The sequence below is a fragment of the Paraburkholderia fungorum genome, from assembly GCF_003610895.1.
In the GTDB taxonomy this organism is placed as follows: Bacteria; Pseudomonadota; Gammaproteobacteria; order Burkholderiales; family Burkholderiaceae; genus Paraburkholderia; species Paraburkholderia fungorum_B.
The window spans coordinates 258,674-275,148 of record NZ_MCAS01000068.1 but is presented as its reverse complement, the minus strand read 5'-3'; the positions used below and the strand labels follow the sequence as shown (position 1 = coordinate 275,148).

The window sequence follows — 16,475 nt, the reverse complement described above, 5'->3', positions numbered from 1 at the left end:
GCAATACGACCAATAAGGAGAATTTGCATGAGAAAGAAGCTCATCTGTCTGTTGGTGGCGGGGAGTTTGCCTGGCATGGCCATGGCAGACGCCACCAGCGACCAGATCAAGGCGCTCCAGGCCCAGCTCAACGCGCTGCAAAAAGAGGTGAAGCAGTTGCGCTCCGAAGTGGCGAGCAAACCTAAAGCGGCGGCAGCGACGACAGCGGCCCCTGCCCCGGCGGTGGTCGCGGCGCCGGTCGACATCTCCTCGCCGGACTACGGCAAGTCTCAGGCGACGCTGACCAACGATCAGGTCGATTCGATGAAGCAGCAGATCGCCAACCAGCAGCTGAAGGTCGATTCGCTGGTGGACGCGCAGAATACCGGTCCGATCGCCGGTCTTTCGGTGACGGGTTACATCGATCCGACCTACCTGTTCAACCGCGCGGCAAGCAGCTCGTCGTTCCTGTTCGCCAACCACGAAAGCAGCTACAACTACTTCAACAGCACGTTCGGCGATCTGTACCTCGACATCAAGAAGACCTTCGGTGTCGGCCCGATGGCGCCGTCGGCCGAAATCACCCTGATGCCGAACCGTGGCAACGGCATCACGCTGCTGCAGAACGAGCACGGCAACATCGGCAACAACATTCTGAATACGGCAGTCGTGACCGTGCCTGTGACGGCCACCACGACTTTCGTAGCCGGTTTGATGCCGAGCTTCGGCGGCTATGAAGTGCAGCAGTCGAACCAGATGCTCACGCTCACGCACAACCTGCTGTATGACTTCTCCGATCCGGGCAGCTATGTCGGCGTCGGCGTGAACTACACGGGTGACGGCAGCAACTGGGCATGGAAGTTCATGCTGGGCAACGAGCAGTACCGTACCTATGGCTCGGTGGTGCAGACCGGCACCAACGCGTTTGGCGACCCGATCACCAGCAGCAACAAGATCCCGACGTTCACGGCCCGCGTCGACTACACGTGGTCGAGCGCGCTGGATATTGGCGGATCGTTCAACATCGGCCGTCAGACGCTGTCTGCCTCGTCACCGACCGACAAGAACGGCAACCCGATCCCGGTTCTGTACGGCGTAGGCGGCAACGCGCCGAACCCGTATGGCACGTTCTTCTTCGGCGAAGCGGATCTGGCTTACACGCAGGCTGACGTTCAGTACAACGCCGAAGTCGACTACGGTCAGCAGCAGAATGCCGCGTTCAACGGCGGCCAGGCGCAGTGGTACGGCCTCTCGCTGCTCGCGCACCGCAAGTTCTCGCTGCCGGTGGTGGGCCGCATGGGTGTGACGGCCCGCTATGACGTGCTGGTGGACAGCAAGAACGGCGGCGGCGGTGGCGGCATTGCGTTGAACTCGAACGGCATGGACACGGCGGACGGCTTCGGTATTGGCGCGGATTGCCTCGCCAATTCGAAGGCTGGCGGCGGCGTTGGCTTCGAGTGCAAGGGTGCGATCCACCAGGATGCGGCGCTCGACCTGCTGTTCTATCCGACCCAGCAGATTACTGTGAAGGTGGAATATCGTCACGACTGGGCCAACAAACAGGTGTTCCTGAAGAACGACGGTTCGTACGGCAAGTCCAACGACATCCTCGCGACGCAGTTCATCTACTCGTTCTAACGCCCGGTGCCGAAGCCGGATACCCGATGTCCGCCGACAGGGTCATCGGGCTTCGGCGCAAGCGTTCAGCGCTTCGTGTGCTGCTTCTTTATCTGCGTTTCACAGAAGGATGCGAAGCGCCGCACCACCTGTCTCGGCTTCATGTTGCGCGACTGCGCGATGCCCAGCGTGGCCGCCGCCACGTCGTCCTTGAACCGCTTGACGACGAAATCCTCGCCGTCCACGGTATGGGTCGATTTGAGCGGAAAGTTCAGGATGCTGTATCCGAGGCCGTTCGCCACCATGCCGCGCACCACTTCGGGTTGGGCGGACTTGAACGCCGGGACCGGCCGCTCGCCTACCGCGTCGAACAACGCCGCAAAGTATTCGCGGCTGTGGGGCAGGTCCAGCATCACGTAGGGCTCCCCCACGAGATTCGCGAGCGCGATCGAGCGATGCTGAGCCAGATGATGATTTCTCGGCAGGATGACGTACGGCGGCAACGTCAGCATCGGCAGGAATTCGATGTCGTCGGTCAGATCGATGCTGTAGGTCAGCGCGAGGTCGAGCGAGCCGTCGTGCAGTCTCGTGAACAAATCCTCCTGGTGCGCCTCCAGCGTCTGGAATACCACGCCGGTATGTTGGGCGACAAAGCGGCTGATGAGGCCCGGCAGCAACGGCGGGGCCAGCGAGACCAGGCAGCCGAGCGCAATGCCGCCCGATATGCCAGTGTCCATTCCGCGTGCGGCAACCTGCAGTTCCTCCGCATTCTTTAGCAGGTCGCGTGTCTTGCCGAGCATCTCGCGCCCCGCCTGGGTCAGGGAAAGTCCGGAGGCGTGATGACGGATGAACAGTTGCACCCCAAATGATTCCTCCAGTTCGGCAATCGCCGTGGAAATCGAGGGCTGCGAAATGTGCAGGACTTTCGACGCACCGGTGAACGACAGCGCTTCTGCCGTCACAACAAAGTATCGCAACTGGCGCAGCGAATACCGAAGCAGCGGGCTTTCCATTGAACTGTTCCCCTGAGAAAAAACCATTCTGTAAGCGCTGAACACAACGCTTGTCTCCAGGCTGATTATCCCGCTTTTTGCATAGCTAAAACAGATGCCTTGCATTTTTTAAATGTGTTTTTCAGATGACGTGATTCCGCGTAGATTTCTTTCATCGGTAGATCCTGGAAGGAGGTAACCATGACAGTTGAAAGAGCGTTAATCGATACGCTTGTTGTTGGCGCCGGGCAGGCTGGCGTGGCCATCAGTGAACACCTGAGCAAACTCGGGGTGCCTCACCTCGTTCTGGAGCGCGATCGTATCGCTGAGCGGTGGCGTACGGGACGATGGGATTCGCTGGTTGCCAATGGTCCGGCCTGGCACGACCGTTTTCCGGGAATGGAGTTCGACGATCTGGACCCCGACGCCTTTGCCTCGAAAGATCGGGTTGCGGATTACTTCGAAGCCTACGCCAGGAAGTTCAATGCACCCATCCGCACGGGTGTGGAAGTGACCAAGGTGGTGCGCAATGGTGGCCGGCCCGGCTTCACCGTTGAAACAACCGACGGCGTGATCGAGACCCGCCGCGTGGTGGTTACAACGGGACCTTTTCAGCGCCCGGTTATCCCGCCGATCGTGCCCGAAGGTGCAACGAAACTCACACAGATTCATTCCGCTGAATATCGTAATCCTGATCAATTACCGAAGGGTGGGGTTCTGGTGGTCGGCGCCGGATCGTCGGGGGTGCAGATCGCGGATGAACTGCAGCGCGCAGGCAAGAAGGTGTACCTCTCGGTTGGGCCGCACGATCGTCCGCCGCGCAGCTACCGTAACCGCGACTTCTGCTGGTGGCTGGGCGTGCTGGGCGAATGGGATGCGGAGGTCATGAGGCCTGGCAAGGAACACGTCACCATAGCAGTCAGCGGTGCGCGTGGCGGCCATACGGTCGACTTCCGGCGCCTTGCCAATCAGGGTGTGACGCTGGTTGGCCTGACGAAATCGTTCCGTGACGGCGTCGTGAGCTTCGAATCGGATCTCGCCGACAACCTTGCGCGCGGCGATGAGAACTATCTGTCGCTGCTGAATGCAGCCGATGCCTATGTTGCCCGCAATGGTCTCGACCTTCCGGAAGAACCTGAGGCCCGCAACACGCTGCCGGATCCGGAATGCGTGACCCATCCCATTCCTGAACTCGATCTGGCCGAGGCCGGCGTGACCGCGATCGTTTGGGCAACGGGCTATGCGGTCGATTACAGCTGGCTGCAGGTCAACGCATTCGACGCGAACGGCAAGCCGCGGCATCAGCGTGGCGTTTCGACCGAACCGGGCGTCTATTTTCTGGGGCTGCCGTGGCTGTCGCGCCGTGGTTCCGCTTTCATCTGGGGTGTTTGGCACGACGCGAGGCATATTGCCGACCATATCGTCATCCAGCGCCAATACCTTTCCTACCGTGACGCCTCGGAACGCCAGGCGGAAGACGGCCACGAAATCTGCAAGGCAGTTTCTTTTTCCGAGTAATGGAGGTGGATTGATGAGCCAACCTACGCACACGCGTATTCGCATGTTCAATACCAGGGACACCTACCCGAACCAGACACTGGACAACGATCTCTGTCAGGCCGTACGTGCCGGCAACACTGTCTATGTGCGCGGTCAGGTGGGCACGGATTTCGAGGGCCGCCTGGTAGGACTCGGCGATCCGGGCGCCCAGGCGAGGCAGGCGATGCAGAACGTCAAGCAACTGCTGGAAGAGGCCGGCAGTGACATGTCTCATATCGTCAAGACAACGACCTACCTGATCGACCCTCGCTATCGCGAGCCGGTGTACCAGGAGGTCGGCAAGTGGCTTAAGGGTGTGTTCCCTATTTCTACCGGCCTGGTGGTGAGCGCCCTGGGCCAGCCGCAGTGGCTGATGGAAATCGATGTGATCGCCGTGATTCCGGATGGCTGGAAGCCCGATCAGGCCTAAGGAGCAGGACATGACATTCTCTATCGTGGGACGTTGCCGGGAAACCGGGCAGCTTGGGATCGCCATCAGCTCTTCCAGCATCGCGGTGGGTGCTCGATGCCCCTGGGTGCGCGCGGGTGTCGGTGCGGTGGCGACCCAGAATGTCACCTTGCCTGCGCTCGGTCCGCAGATTCTCGATCTCCTCGAAAACCGGCAGATAGAACCCGCCGCGGCGCTCGACGGCGCGCTCGGCGCCAACGGCTGGAGTCAGTATCGGCAGGTGACGGTGATCGATAGCCTGGGGCGAACCGCGTTCTTCAGCGGTGAAGAAGCGCTGGGCTTGCATAACGCTGTGACAGGCGAGCAATGCGTAGCCGCCGGCAATCTATTGGCCGGAGTAGCGGTCATCGAGGCGATGGTGCGAGCGTTCGAGACTGCGCCGGGCATGCTTGCCGACCGCTTGCTCGCGGCCATGCATGCCGCGATGGCGGCCGGCGGTGAAGCAGGGCCGGTGCACTCAGCGGCGCTCGAGATAGTAGGGGACGTGAGCTGGCCGATTGTCGATTTGAGAGTCGATTGGGCGGATGTGGACCCCATCGGTCAACTGGATGCGCTCTGGCAAGCTTATCGGCCGCAGATGCAGGACTACCTGGCTCGGGCGTTAAATCCGACCGCGGCGCCCAGCTACGGGGTGCCGGGCGATGCATGAAATGTCCAGCCGTGACCTGCTTGAACGGCTGGTCGGGTTCGCGACAGTCAGCCGGGACTCCAACCTGGAATTGATCGCGTTCATCCGGCATTACCTGGCGGAGCTCGGCGTGGAGAGCGAGCTTTTCTACAATGCGGAGCGCACCAAGGCCAACCTGTTCGCCACTATCGGCCCACGCGAGCGCGGTGGAGTTGTCCTGTCCGGCCATACAGACGTGGTGCCGGTGGACGGGCAGGCCTGGACGGTGGAGCCGTTCCGTCTCACCGAAAGAGACGGGCGCTTATACGGTCGCGGCACAGCCGACATGAAGGGCTTCATCGCCTCGGTGCTGGCGGCCGTACCGGTTTTTCTGGGGCATACGCTGAAGCTGCCGGTACACCTTGCCTTCTCCTATGACGAGGAGGTGGGGTGTCTGGGCGTGCGGCCGATGCTGGCGGAATTGGAAAAGCGCCCGCACAAGCCGCGCCTGTGCCTGATTGGCGAGCCCACTGAGTTGAAACCGGTGCTGGGCCACAAGGGCAAGCTGGCGATGCGCTGCCAGGTGCATGGGGCGGCCTGCCACTCGGCCTACGCGCCTTATGGGGTCAACGCCATTGAATATGCGGCGCGCCTGATTGGCCGGCTCGGAGAGATCGGCGCGCGGCTGGCACAGCCTGAGCATCACGATCAGCGTTTTGATCCGCCGTTCTCGACCGTGCAGACCGGCTTGATCAAGGGCGGTCGTGCGTTGAACATCGTGCCGGCTGAGTGCGAGTTCGATTTCGAGGTGCGCGCCTTACCGGGTTTCCATGCCCACAACGTGGCGGATGAGTTGCGGAATTACGCCGAGACCGAGTTGTTGCCGAACATGCATGCGGTGCAGCCCGATACAGGTATTCGCCTGCAGCCGCTGAGTGCCTACCCGGGATTGGCTACGGCGCCTGACAGCGAAGCGGCGCGCCTGGTGGCATTGCTGAGCGGTTCCAGCGACTTCGGTACAGTCGCTTTCGGCACAGAGGGGGGACTGTTCGATCAGGTGGGCATTCCCACCGTGGTCTGCGGCCCGGGTAGCATGGATCAAGGGCACAAGCCGGACGAATTCGTCACCCTTGAGCAGTTGACTCACTGTGATGCCATGTGGACCCGCCTGGCCGAATATCTGGAGAACCCTTCCTGATACTCAGACGAGGTCCACCATGAACCGGGTGCGCGTTCGCCGCCGCATAGCATGGGTGCGACGCGTCGTCGGAATCCTGACGCTTCTCACGTTCGCCATGCATCATGAGCGTGCTATTGAAACGGATTCTGCACGACGCCCGGTTTTGCATCCGGTTCGTCCTTTACTTTTGCCGGCAAACTGGTCTGCGCCTGCAACGCGGCCACTACCGCATCGATTGCTTCTTTCAAGGCCAGCGCCGCCTTCAGTCCGCGCTGGTCCCGCGTGAGTTCCAGCGTTCCGTTCAGCACCACGCGCGTGGTGCCGTTGCTGACGGTGAGCGCGTCGCCCTGAATGTTGAGCACGTCGTCATCGTTCGAATAGGGTTTAAACACCTTTCAGTCCTCCCGCTCGCTGATCTTTGAGATTCTCCGGAATGCCCGGAAAACGGATGCCCGAGGCCGCCTCGAGTTCGTGAATCGTCCTGATGTCGTAACGGTTGGTCGAGACGTTGTCCACCACTACCGCGAACGCCATTTTGCGGGACGGCACGTAGACCACCTTGAACAATTGCGTCGGCACGAAGACGCGCGTGGGTCCGATGGTCTGCAATTGCTGGCCGCTGAAAATCGGCCCAGTGACGACATACGTATCGTCATACGACGTTGCGATCTTGCGCACCGAGGTTTCGATCCGCGCCCACAGGCGCTGATTGTTCTCGCGGTTCTGCGGCACGACGTTGGCCAGCGAAAACGATTGTGCCATCGCTTCCTGATTCCAGCGATTGCCCGCCGGGCTCATATGCCCGCGGTCGAAGCCGCTGCGCTTGTAGTCCGCGAGCGTTGCGCCTTCGCCATCGGGCAAACGCGCGTCTTCGAAGAATTTGTTGGTGCGGACCATGTCCCTGGCGGCCTCGATATGGTCGCGCGTCAGATGCTCGGCGGACCACAGCGGACCATGCGTGATACCCGAATGCAGCACCGCGAAATCGCTGTAGCACAGCATGCGCGTTTTTGGTGCCATCTTCTGATTGGTCAGAACCGGCCATTGCGCATTCGGGGTGAACTGGGTGCAGGAAGGTGCCGCGCTCGCGTGGGCGGCAACGGCGAACAACAGACAGGCAAACCACTTCTTCATGGGTGAGTCAGGCGAAGGATCGGGGGCGCAAGTATAGCGTCGCGAACCCTCGTCGAGCGACGTGGAATGAAGATGAGCAGGTGGGGAACACGCTGCTTTGGGCGAGCCGCAGCAGCACACGGCGCGAAGCCCCGACGAAAGCTGTGCACCAAAAAAAACGGGCCGCCTTGCAGCGACCCTAATGCGTGGAGTTCCGACTCTACGCACGCAAACTTAAGACGGACTTAAGCGCGTGCGATGCGGAAAAATGGCCTGCGATTGAAGATCGAACCCGCGCACAAAGCTACCCACGCACCGCGGTGCGATGTGTGCGAGTAAAAATTTCGACCGACGAAAAAGAGCGCTCGAACTTAATTACCGAACACGCTGTGTTCGGCATGCACGTTCTGGCGATCGACGGCTTGCAGGCGCCAGAAACCGCTGGTCGGCGCGCGCGTGGGCAAGGCCGTCCAGGCCGCGGCGCCTTGTGCCGCGCTCACATGTTGCTTGCGATCCACGTGTAATCCGCGCAGCGTGCACAACGGTGCATCCGTGCTCGGTGCACACAGGGTGGTCACGCCATTGTCGTCGTGTAATTCACCCCAGGGGGGCAGATCGATCCCTTGATGTGCTTCCCTTGACCACCGATGTTCATCGGTGTCGAGCCATAGCACAGCGTAGTCGTGGCTGACGGTGGGATCGGAACCGTTGATGAGGATGGTCAGTCGCATGGCGGGTTCCGTACAAAGTGCGAAGTGATGCCCTAACAGTCTATGCCGCAGCGCGCGTTATGCAAGGCAAAAGGTACGACGATCAGACACGAAAAAACGGACGCGCATTGCAGGTGGTTGTACGATAGCCGCGTCAAAAAGACATTCGCGGAGGCGCGCCATGCTGCGTCGATTTCTGCAACTCTCGGTGGTGGCGGGCTGTCTGGGCGCGGTATCGACATTCACCGCCGCAGCGGATAGCGCTCCCTTCGCGGCGCCGGCGCCGATCGTCTATGTGTCGGACTTCGAACTCGACGTGGCCAACGTGACACCCGACAGCGGACCGGGGCAACGCGTGCGCCGTCTGCGTGGCCTGCTGCCGGGCGGCCCGGGGCCGCTCGGCAAAGACAGGAATCCGGAGGACCACGCCAAAGATATCGTGAACGAGATGGCGGACGCGCTCACGGCGGATCTGAAAAAAGGCGGTGTCGACGCACGCCGCATAGCGCCCGGTCAGCCGTCACCCGCTGCGGGCTGGCAAGTGCGAGGCGTGTTTCTGAGTGTCGACGACGGTAATCGTCTAAGACGCGCAATGGTCGGTTTTGGTGCGGGCCAGAACGATATTCAGGTCGCGGTGTCGTGCGACAGCCTCGGAGCGGTCGATTTGCCGCCGCTCTATCAGGCTGTCCAGGAGGCCGACAGCAAGGACAAACCTGGCGCGGTGATCAAACTCAATCCCTACGTGATCGCGGCCAAATTCGTGATGGCAGGCGGCGATGAGAAAAAAACGATCAGGAAGACCGCGCAACAGATCTCGGATTCGGTGATCGCGAAACTGCACGGGGTGGTGCAGTGATTGACGCACTGCTGCCCACCCCTTCGCGATAGGTAAAAGCACCTCAGGCCAGATTGAGCGTACCGGTCAAATCGCCCAGTGGCGCCAGACCATTCTGCGCGAATGCCCGATCTCGCGCGACCACCCCATCGAGCGGCGCGAGCCCATGCACGCGGCTGATCAGGCGAAGAATCGAATTGGTGTCGTACACCGTATGATCGACGTAGCCTTTCTTTGCCAACGGTGAAATCACCAACGCGGGAATCCGCGACCCCGGCCCCCAACGGTCGCCCTTGGGCGGCGAGACCGGATCCCACCAGCCGCCGTTTTCATCGACTGTGACGACCACGACCGTATTCGCCCACTGCGGGCCGCGCTGAATATGCTCGATGATTGCCGCGATGTGACGATCCCCCGATGCGACGTCCGCATACCCCGCATGCATGTTCAGGTCGCCTTGCGGTTTGTAGAACGTGACCGCCGGCAGCCGCCCCGCATCGATATCGGCAATCAGACGGTTGGTGGAGGCGTCATCGCCAAGGCCCGCGTCGCGCAGATATTTGCGCCGTGCGGCCGTGCCCGGCGCGTAATTGGTGAAGTAGTTGAACGGCTGATGGTGGTACTGGAAGTCAGGCACCGCGCCCGTGTCCTGATGCTCCAGCGCGTATTGCCACGCACCGCTGTACCAGGCCCAGTCGACGCCCTTGTCCGTCAGACGGTCGCCGATCGTCGCGTAGTTTTGCGGCGGCATCACGCGTGGATTCGACGGGTCGGCGAAGGCGGGATTGCCGCCTTCGGCCGGACGCACGCTGCTCGGCTGATATGGCGGCGCCATCGTGTTGACGGCGTAGCCGTCGGCGGTAAACGCGCCGTCGTTGACGAATTTCGGCGGACCGTCGAGTGCGGATGCGGGTGAGTCGGGCGCCAGCTTGAGGCGCGTGCCGGTCGGATCGTCGCCGTCGACCACCGAGACCATTTTCTTCGCCGGACTGTTGTGGATGTCGGGGTAGAACGGCGGCTGCGCCGAGATCAGAAAGATGTGGTTCATCCACGAACCGCCGAAGGCCGCCATGAAGAAGTTGTCGCACAGCGTGTACTGCTGCGCGAGATTCCACAGACGCAGCGTGTCGGCGGAGTTGCGGTAGTGCCCCATCACCAGGCCGCCGGAGTCGCCCCAGGCGGCGAACTGATTGTTGCGCCCGGCGTTGATCTGCATCTGGTTCTGATAGAAACGATGCACCAGATCGCGGGTAATCACACCCGTGGGCAACGGCGCGCCTTGTGCGTCGGTGATATGGAACGGACCGTTGCGCAGGTTGCCGATATCCTTCTGACCGATCATGTAGCGCTTGCCGTCCACCTCCTGCGCTTGCGGCACGAGGCCGCCCCAGATTGCCGGCAGGCGCGGCAGCGGCGTCTTGCCGTCACGATCGAGTTGCAGATAACGCTCGGCGCTCACCGCATCGAGCGGATGCTGGATGCCGGGAAAGTTGCCGTACAGGTTCGCGAAGCTGCGGTTCTCGGCGTAGATCACCACGATCTGCTTGACCTGGTCGCGTAGCGCGGCGTCGAGCCGTAAGTCCGCCGCGCTGCGCGGCGCCGTGCCACCCGCAGAATTTTGCTCGGTCGTGCAGCCGGTCAGTGCGAGTCCGATCCCGACCGCCGCGAGCCCGGTCAAGACACGGCGGCGTTCGGGATCGTCGGGGGCGTTGTCGGGGTTCGGCGGCAGGGTGGAGTCGTTGTCTGTCATCGGTAAGTTCCGAGGTTAGCGTGATGGGCGCACACAGCCGGATAGCTGCCGCTCGGGGCGGCGTGCGCGCGGCACGGGGTTCAAATGCGAGGCGGCCGGAAGGCCCTGGTGCAGCTAAGGTAAGCGTCGCTTCACACGCCAGCTGTCGTGCGTCGAATCGACCGCGAACAGAAGCCAATGCTTGGCGTCCACGGGATGACGCCTGCGCGTAGCGTAACCGTCAACGGTCAATTCGAGTTCGTCGAACGTCCGCCTATGGCACGTGGCGTGCGCGCCGGAGCCGTCCGCGAATTCGACGATGGCCGCGGCCATGCGGGCCGGCTCGGGCAGGTGCGCGGTATGCACGGCGCAACCTGGATAAAGATGTGAGTCGGCAACCTGGATCTGAACGGAATCGAACATGGGCGGGGCCTCCGGACAGCTGGCGGGAACCAGCGCGCGGCAGTGAGCGCTCGCGCGATGGACCGTTGCACAGGATAGCACCGTGCAACGCGATGGCGGTGACCTGGAAGCACGGATCGCCACGCCTCCCGCGTACCGTTGGCCGCACGTCTTGGTGACTGATCTTGATGCATGAGCGCCGCGTGCTTCGCGCTATCATGTTGATCTGTACCCGATGAACAGCAGAAACGGCAGCCAAGATGGCAAAAGAAGAGCAGACAGGAGCGGGACGCAAGCAAGCGAAGGCACGTGGCGCGACCGTCCCGGCTTCGCAGGACGAAGCGGCGTTGTCTCACGCACAAGACGCCGATTCAACCGAATCCACTGATGAAGAGAGCGCTGGCGGATCAACCTATCTCGTGCCAGGACTTGAGCGCGGCCTGCGCATCCTCGCCGAATTCAGCGCGCGCGAGCCGATTCTGGGCGCGCCCGAATTGTCGAAACGCATCGGTATTCCGCGCACCACCACATTTCGTCTGCTGCAAACGCTTGAAGCTTTAGGCTTTCTCGAGCGTGTGAACGGCGACCGCTATTTCCGCCTGAGCGTCGCGGTGCTGCGGCTGGGTTTCGAATACCTGAGTTCGCTCGAGCTCACCGACGTCGGCACGCCGATTCTCGAACGTTTGCGCGACGCGACCGGCCTCAGCACACATCTGCTGATCCGCGACCAGCGCGACGTGGTGTTCGTCGCCAAGGCGCAAACCCATGAGCCGATGTTCAGTTCGGTGAAGGTGCATGTCGGGACGCGTCTGCCCGCGCATGCAACCGTTCACGGCCAGGTGCTGATGGGCGATTTGAGCTTCGAAGAATTGCGCCAACTGTATCCCGAGGCCCAACTCGAACGGTTCACCGAACGCACGCCCGCAACCGTTGAGGAACTGTACGGACGAGTCCGCGAAAGCGCCGCGCTGGGCTACGCGCTGAGTGAAGCATCTTTTGAGCGAGGCATTTCGGTTGTGAGTGCGCCGGTGCGCGATCAAAGCGGCAAGATCACGGCCGCGCTGACGGTCACCATTCCGCGCTCCGATATCGGCGAAGCGGAAGAACGCGACCCGCTCATCGTCGCGGTGTGCCAGGCGGCGCTCGAATTGTCCGAGCGTCTCAGCTATCGACCGCGGCCGGACGATCCGACCGCGGCTCAAGCGCGTCGCAAGCTGATTGCGGCGAACTGATATCAGAACGAGTGGTGGATACCCGTCAGGAAGATCGTCTGGTTCCGGCCGCTCGACACCCCCGCCGTGAAAAACGCGGCGTCTGTATTCGAGCCCGCACGCTCATATAGCGCATTCACATACAACTGCGTCGACTTCGACAGCGAGTAGATATCGCCGATCTCGAACTGCGTCCAGCGATGGCCCGCCATTGTCGTCGTCGCCGCGCCGCCTGCGACGGTGTTGAACGGCGTGAACTGGTAGTTGGCACCCACGTCGTAGCTCTGATACGTATCCGAATGACCGGACGATTCCAGTTTCACGCGCGTGTACAAACCATGTACCAGCAGCTTGCCGAACTGGTATGACGCGCCCGCGCCCATATTCTCGACTTTGTCCGCCGTGTAGTTCGCCGAGGCGACGCCCTGGAAGCTGGTGATGCCCGTCGTCACGATCGAGGGCGTACGGTCATGCTCGTTCGCGTAGGTCGCGCCGGCCTTGAACGGGCCGTTCGCATAACTAAGTGCAAAGCTCAGTGTCTTGCCGGTGGAGAAGTTGGTCGTGTTGCCGAGACCCATCATCGCGCCGACCGAGAAACCGGCGAAACTCGCGGAGCGAAACTTCACTGAGTTGTCGAACGGCACCACGCCGGTGTCGGCGAGTTCGTCGATGTTGCCCGGGTGAAACGCATACCAGCTCGCGGCCAGATACGCCGTGCTAAACGGGTCCAGTATGTCGAAGCTGAATGGCGTTTGATGACCCAACGTCACGGTGCCGACCTGATCCGAACTCAGTCCCACATAAGCCTGGCGATTGAACAGCGTGCCCGCTTTGGCGAATGCTCCCGTGTTCGTATAGAAGCCGTTCTCCAACTGGAAAACTGTTTTCAGACCGCCACCCAGATCTTCCACGCCCTTCAGGCCCCAGCGGTCCGGCTGCATGTTGCCTTGCTCCTCGATCCACTTCGAACTGCCGCCTGCATTGCTGATATACGCGATACCGGCATCCAGGCTGCCGTATAGCGTCACACTGCTTTGTGCCCATGCGCCAGTCGTTGCGCAGATTGCCGTCAAGCCGGCCGCCGCAATGATGTGCTTCACCGTTGGTTCTCCTGATCACACGACGGATAGCTCGCGCCGATTTCGTCGTCCCTGATCCTTTGCTTTGGGTTGAATGCAGCTTCGGGTTTATGCGCCAAAACTGCGCCGCTTTGTGTTCCACCTATGGGCGTTTGTATCGCCTATGGAAAAGTATAGTGAGTCTGGAAGTGGTCAAAATAAATTTTCGGACCCCGTACAAACCCGCATGAGCGCCTTGGAATTTGTCTGAAAATAATGGGCAAACCCATACCCAGAAAGGCTCTTGAGCTGACATAACCCTCTGTGCCGGTTCACGCAAAGCTGTGTTGCGAACACGACAGTCGGTGTTTTCCCCTACCAGTCCAGATTTTTATTTTCTCGAGCCGAAGCCGCTCCTATAATTATCCATACACGAACTGATGTTCCTTGTATGGAACATAAGGCTTCAGGAGAAGGCGAGAAATGACTGAACAATGGCGCTGCGCCGGCCATGCCGGCGACCTGTCCGAAGACGCGCCGCTCGAGTTCAAACTCGACGGCACGGAAATCGGCATCTACAAGGTGGGCGATGCGCTGTACGCGCTGGAAAACGTCTGCCCTCATGCGTACGCATTGCTGACGCAGGGTTTTGTCGACGGCGACACCGTCGAGTGCCCGCTACACGAAGCCGTGTTCCACATCCCGACCGGCAAATGCCTGAAAGAGCCCGGTGGCCGCGATCTGAAGATGTATTCGGTACGTCTGGCCGGTGAAGAAATCCAGATCAAGGTGGAATGACATGCGAGAGCAAACCGTGAACTTCAATCCCTTCCTGAAACCGTGGCTCGCGCCGCAGCCGAACAACGTCGCAGGCAAGGGTGTGATCGAAAAGCCGGGCGAGACGGAAAACTTCATCTGGCAAACGCGCAAGGCCGAGCCGACCCAATACGAAAACGACTTCGGCGATGCGCTCGAAAAGGTGTTCGAAGCCGGCGCGAACGAGTTGCAGGAAGTTGTCGACGGTTTGAACCGCGTGGGTTTCCGCACCCCGGAAGGCAACACGTGGGATGCCGAGCGTCTCGCCGCCGAATTCCGTCTGCTCGCTGAATAAGCGCGCTTTTCCGAATACGTCTCACCGCTTTCGTCTCCGGAGTCTCTTTATGACGTCCCCCAATACAACGACTCAAGGCGCGGCCGACCCGATCCAGTCCTATCTGAACCGTGGCCTGCGCAATTACTGGTATCCCGTCGCGCCGAGCTGGCAGGTGGGCGATGCGCCCGTCGGTATCACGCGCCTCGGCGACCAGATCGTGCTGTGGCGCGACAAGGAAGGCAAAGTCCGCGCGCTCGAAGACCGCTGCCCGCACCGCGGCGCGCGTCTGTCGCTCGGCTGGAACCTCGGCGGCAGCGTGGCGTGCTGGTATCACGGCATTGAAATCGACGGCGGCGGCACGGTCACGAAAGTCCCGGCCGTCTCGAACTGCCCGCTGGAAGGCCAGAAGTGCGTGAAGTCGTATCCGGTCGAAGAGCATGCCGGTGCGATCTTTCTGTGGTTCGGCGACGATGCGCACAAAGAACCCACTCCGCTGGTGCTGCCGGAAGAACTGGTCGGCGAGGAATACGCGAACTTCCTGTGCATGTCGAACTGGAAGTGCAATTACCAGTACGCGATCGACAACGTGATGGACCCGATGCACGGCGCTTACCTGCACGCGACTTCGCACTCGATGGCCGAAGGCGACAAGCAGGCCGACATGCGCGTGCGCAAGACGGAAACGGGTCTGATGTTCGAAAAGGTCGGCCAGCGCGACGTGAACTTCGACTGGGTCGAACTCGGCGAAACCGGCGCGCTGTGGATGCGTCTCGCGATTCCCTACAAGAAGAAGTTCGGGCCGGGCGGCAACTTCGGGATCATCGGCTTTGCTACGCCGATCGACGAAAACAACTGCCAGGTTTACTTCTGGCGCACGCGCAAGGTGTCCGGCTGGCAGCGCGATGCGTGGCGCTTCATGTATCGCAATCGCCTGGAAGGGCTGCACTGGGCCGTGCTGGAACAGGATCGCTATGTTCTCGAAAGCATGGCGCCGAATGCACGCGAGCACGAATTCCTCTATCAGCACGATGTCGGCATGACGCGTGTGCGGCGCATGTTCCGGCAGCGCGCGCAGCAACACTTCGCCGATCTGGAAGCGCATCACGCTGCGGTTGCTCAGGCCGGTGCCGCGCAAACCGACGCAGCAGGTCACAGCCATGCATAACGAAGCGGCACCGGCATTGCCCGCACTCCACGGCCGGCGTGTCCTCGTGACCGGCGGCGCGCGCGGTCTCGGCGCGGCATTTGTTCGCTCGCTGGTGCAAGCCGGGGCGCAGGTCGTGTTCGGCGACGTGCTGCACGACGAAGGCCGTGCGCTTGCGGCGTCGCTGGTCGAGCAGGGCCATGCGGTCACGTATCTGCCGCTCGATCTCGCCGATCCCGCCAGCATCCGGCAATTCGCCGATGAGGCCGTGGCGCAACTCGGCGGTCTCGACGCACTGATCAATAACGCGGCGATCACCAACTCCGGCGGCAAGTTCGCCGACGAGTTGTCGGTCGATACGTGGGACGCCGTGATGAACGTCAACGTGCGCGGCACGTGGTTGATGAGCACCGCCGCGTTGCCGCATCTGCGCGACTCGGGCCGCGGCAGCATCGTCAATATCGCTTCCGACACGGCGATGTGGGGCGCTCCGAAGCTGCTCGCGTATGTCGCGAGCAAGGGCGCTGTGATTTCGATGACCCGCTCGCTGGCGCGCGAATTCGGGGCCCATGGCGTGACTGTCAATGCGATCGCCCCGGGTCTCACCGAAGTCGAAGCCACCGCCTACGTGCCGGCGGAGCGTCACCAGTATTACCTGCAAGGCCGCGCGTTGACGCGCGCACAAGTGCCCAATGACGTCACCGGGCCCGTGCTGTTCCTGTTGTCCGATGCCGCGCGCTTCGTGACTGGCCAGCTGCTGCCGGTCAACGGCGGCTTCGTGATGAATTGATCTTGTC

The 16,475-nt window shown here is 61.5% G+C and carries 18 protein-coding genes; 11 read left to right on the top strand and 7 right to left on the bottom strand.

Annotated elements, in window-relative coordinates; genetic code table 11:
* The first annotated feature begins 27 nt into the window (after window positions 1-27).
* On the top strand, window positions 28-1,617 hold the full coding sequence (locus BCY88_RS38265) for a DUF3138 family protein (protein ID WP_120344984.1): 1,590 nt from the start codon (window positions 28-30) through the stop codon (window positions 1,615-1,617).
* Between the two features lie 65 nt (window positions 1,618-1,682).
* Here BCY88_RS38265 and BCY88_RS38260 read toward each other — a convergent pair whose 3' ends face one another.
* Window positions 1,683-2,609: a LysR family transcriptional regulator gene (locus tag BCY88_RS38260; RefSeq protein ID WP_120349252.1), complete on the bottom strand. Its 927-nt coding sequence runs from the start codon at window positions 2,607-2,609 to the stop codon at window positions 1,683-1,685.
* Between the two features lie 180 nt (window positions 2,610-2,789).
* On the opposite strand from BCY88_RS38260, the gene BCY88_RS38255 reads away from it, so the two are divergent.
* The 4 genes from BCY88_RS38255 to argE are packed head-to-tail and all read left to right on the top strand — an operon-like array spanning window position 2,790 to window position 6,401.
* On the top strand, window positions 2,790-4,106 hold the full coding sequence (locus BCY88_RS38255; RefSeq protein ID WP_120349251.1) for a flavin-containing monooxygenase: 1,317 nt from the start codon (window positions 2,790-2,792) through the stop codon (window positions 4,104-4,106).
* A 13-nt stretch (window positions 4,107-4,119) separates the two neighbouring features.
* Window positions 4,120-4,557 carry a RidA family protein gene (locus BCY88_RS38250; protein ID WP_183081551.1) on the top strand — a complete coding sequence of 146 codons (438 nt, stop codon included), beginning with the start codon at window positions 4,120-4,122 and terminating at the stop codon, window positions 4,555-4,557.
* Between the two features lie 10 nt (window positions 4,558-4,567).
* A complete protein-coding gene (locus tag BCY88_RS38245) occupies window positions 4,568-5,245 on the top strand; it encodes a DUF1028 domain-containing protein (protein WP_120349249.1) in 678 nt (225 codons plus the stop codon).
* Window positions 5,238-6,401, top strand: a complete 1,164-nt coding sequence (gene argE / locus BCY88_RS38240) for an acetylornithine deacetylase (RefSeq protein ID WP_120349248.1) — start codon at window positions 5,238-5,240, stop codon at window positions 6,399-6,401. Before BCY88_RS38245 ends, argE begins: the two co-directional genes overlap by 8 nt.
* 113 nt (window positions 6,402-6,514) lie before the next feature.
* Here the strand turns inward: argE and BCY88_RS38235 are convergent, their stop codons facing one another.
* The 3 genes from BCY88_RS38235 to BCY88_RS38225 form a co-directional block, all read right to left on the bottom strand.
* Window positions 6,515-6,775 carry a hypothetical protein gene (locus tag BCY88_RS38235; RefSeq protein ID WP_120349247.1) on the bottom strand — a complete coding sequence of 87 codons (261 nt, stop codon included), beginning with the start codon at window positions 6,773-6,775 and terminating at the stop codon, window positions 6,515-6,517.
* Window positions 6,768-7,517, bottom strand: coding sequence for a DNA/RNA non-specific endonuclease (locus BCY88_RS38230; protein WP_120349246.1), 750 nt, complete (start codon window positions 7,515-7,517; stop codon window positions 6,768-6,770). Before BCY88_RS38230 ends, BCY88_RS38235 begins: the two co-directional genes overlap by 8 nt.
* A 350-nt stretch (window positions 7,518-7,867) precedes the next feature.
* Window positions 7,868-8,227: a DUF3564 domain-containing protein gene (locus tag BCY88_RS38225; protein WP_120349245.1), complete on the bottom strand. Its 360-nt coding sequence runs from the start codon at window positions 8,225-8,227 to the stop codon at window positions 7,868-7,870.
* A 160-nt stretch (window positions 8,228-8,387) separates the two neighbouring features.
* Between BCY88_RS38225 and BCY88_RS38220 the strand changes: the two genes are divergently transcribed.
* On the top strand, window positions 8,388-9,062 hold the full coding sequence (locus BCY88_RS38220) for a DUF4410 domain-containing protein (RefSeq protein ID WP_120349244.1): 675 nt from the start codon (window positions 8,388-8,390) through the stop codon (window positions 9,060-9,062).
* Window positions 9,063-9,105: 43 nt separating this feature from the next.
* Here BCY88_RS38220 and BCY88_RS38215 read toward each other — a convergent pair whose 3' ends face one another.
* Both BCY88_RS38215 and BCY88_RS38210 read right to left on the bottom strand, forming a co-directional pair.
* Window positions 9,106-10,791 carry an acid phosphatase gene (locus BCY88_RS38215; protein ID WP_120349243.1) on the bottom strand — a complete coding sequence of 562 codons (1,686 nt, stop codon included), beginning with the start codon at window positions 10,789-10,791 and terminating at the stop codon, window positions 9,106-9,108.
* Window positions 10,792-10,905: 114 nt separating this feature from the next.
* Window positions 10,906-11,193, bottom strand: coding sequence for a hypothetical protein (locus tag BCY88_RS38210; protein ID WP_120349242.1), 288 nt, complete (start codon window positions 11,191-11,193; stop codon window positions 10,906-10,908).
* Between the two features lie 239 nt (window positions 11,194-11,432).
* On the opposite strand from BCY88_RS38210, the gene BCY88_RS38205 reads away from it, so the two are divergent.
* Window positions 11,433-12,404 carry an IclR family transcriptional regulator gene (locus BCY88_RS38205; protein ID WP_120349241.1) on the top strand — a complete coding sequence of 324 codons (972 nt, stop codon included), beginning with the start codon at window positions 11,433-11,435 and terminating at the stop codon, window positions 12,402-12,404.
* A gap of 2 nt (window positions 12,405-12,406) precedes the next feature.
* Here the strand turns inward: BCY88_RS38205 and BCY88_RS38200 are convergent, their stop codons facing one another.
* Complete coding sequence (locus tag BCY88_RS38200) at window positions 12,407-13,483, bottom strand: porin (protein ID WP_120349240.1); 1,077 nt, start codon at window positions 13,481-13,483, stop codon at window positions 12,407-12,409.
* 441 nt (window positions 13,484-13,924) lie between these two features.
* Between BCY88_RS38200 and BCY88_RS38195 the strand changes: the two genes are divergently transcribed.
* The 4 genes from BCY88_RS38195 to BCY88_RS38180 are packed head-to-tail and all read left to right on the top strand — an operon-like array spanning window position 13,925 to window position 16,468.
* Window positions 13,925-14,239 (top strand): non-heme iron oxygenase ferredoxin subunit, encoded by a 315-nt coding sequence (locus BCY88_RS38195; protein WP_020068683.1) that lies wholly within the window; start codon window positions 13,925-13,927, stop codon window positions 14,237-14,239.
* A gap of 1 nt (window position 14,240) precedes the next feature.
* Window positions 14,241-14,552 carry a recombinase-like helix-turn-helix domain-containing protein gene (locus tag BCY88_RS38190; protein ID WP_120349239.1) on the top strand — a complete coding sequence of 104 codons (312 nt, stop codon included), beginning with the start codon at window positions 14,241-14,243 and terminating at the stop codon, window positions 14,550-14,552.
* Between the two features lie 49 nt (window positions 14,553-14,601).
* Window positions 14,602-15,699, top strand: a complete 1,098-nt coding sequence (locus BCY88_RS38185; RefSeq protein WP_120349238.1) for an aromatic ring-hydroxylating dioxygenase subunit alpha — start codon at window positions 14,602-14,604, stop codon at window positions 15,697-15,699.
* Window positions 15,692-16,468 carry an SDR family oxidoreductase gene (locus tag BCY88_RS38180; RefSeq protein WP_120349277.1) on the top strand — a complete coding sequence of 259 codons (777 nt, stop codon included), beginning with the start codon at window positions 15,692-15,694 and terminating at the stop codon, window positions 16,466-16,468. Before BCY88_RS38185 ends, BCY88_RS38180 begins: the two co-directional genes overlap by 8 nt.
* Window positions 16,469-16,475 lie beyond the last annotated feature (7 nt).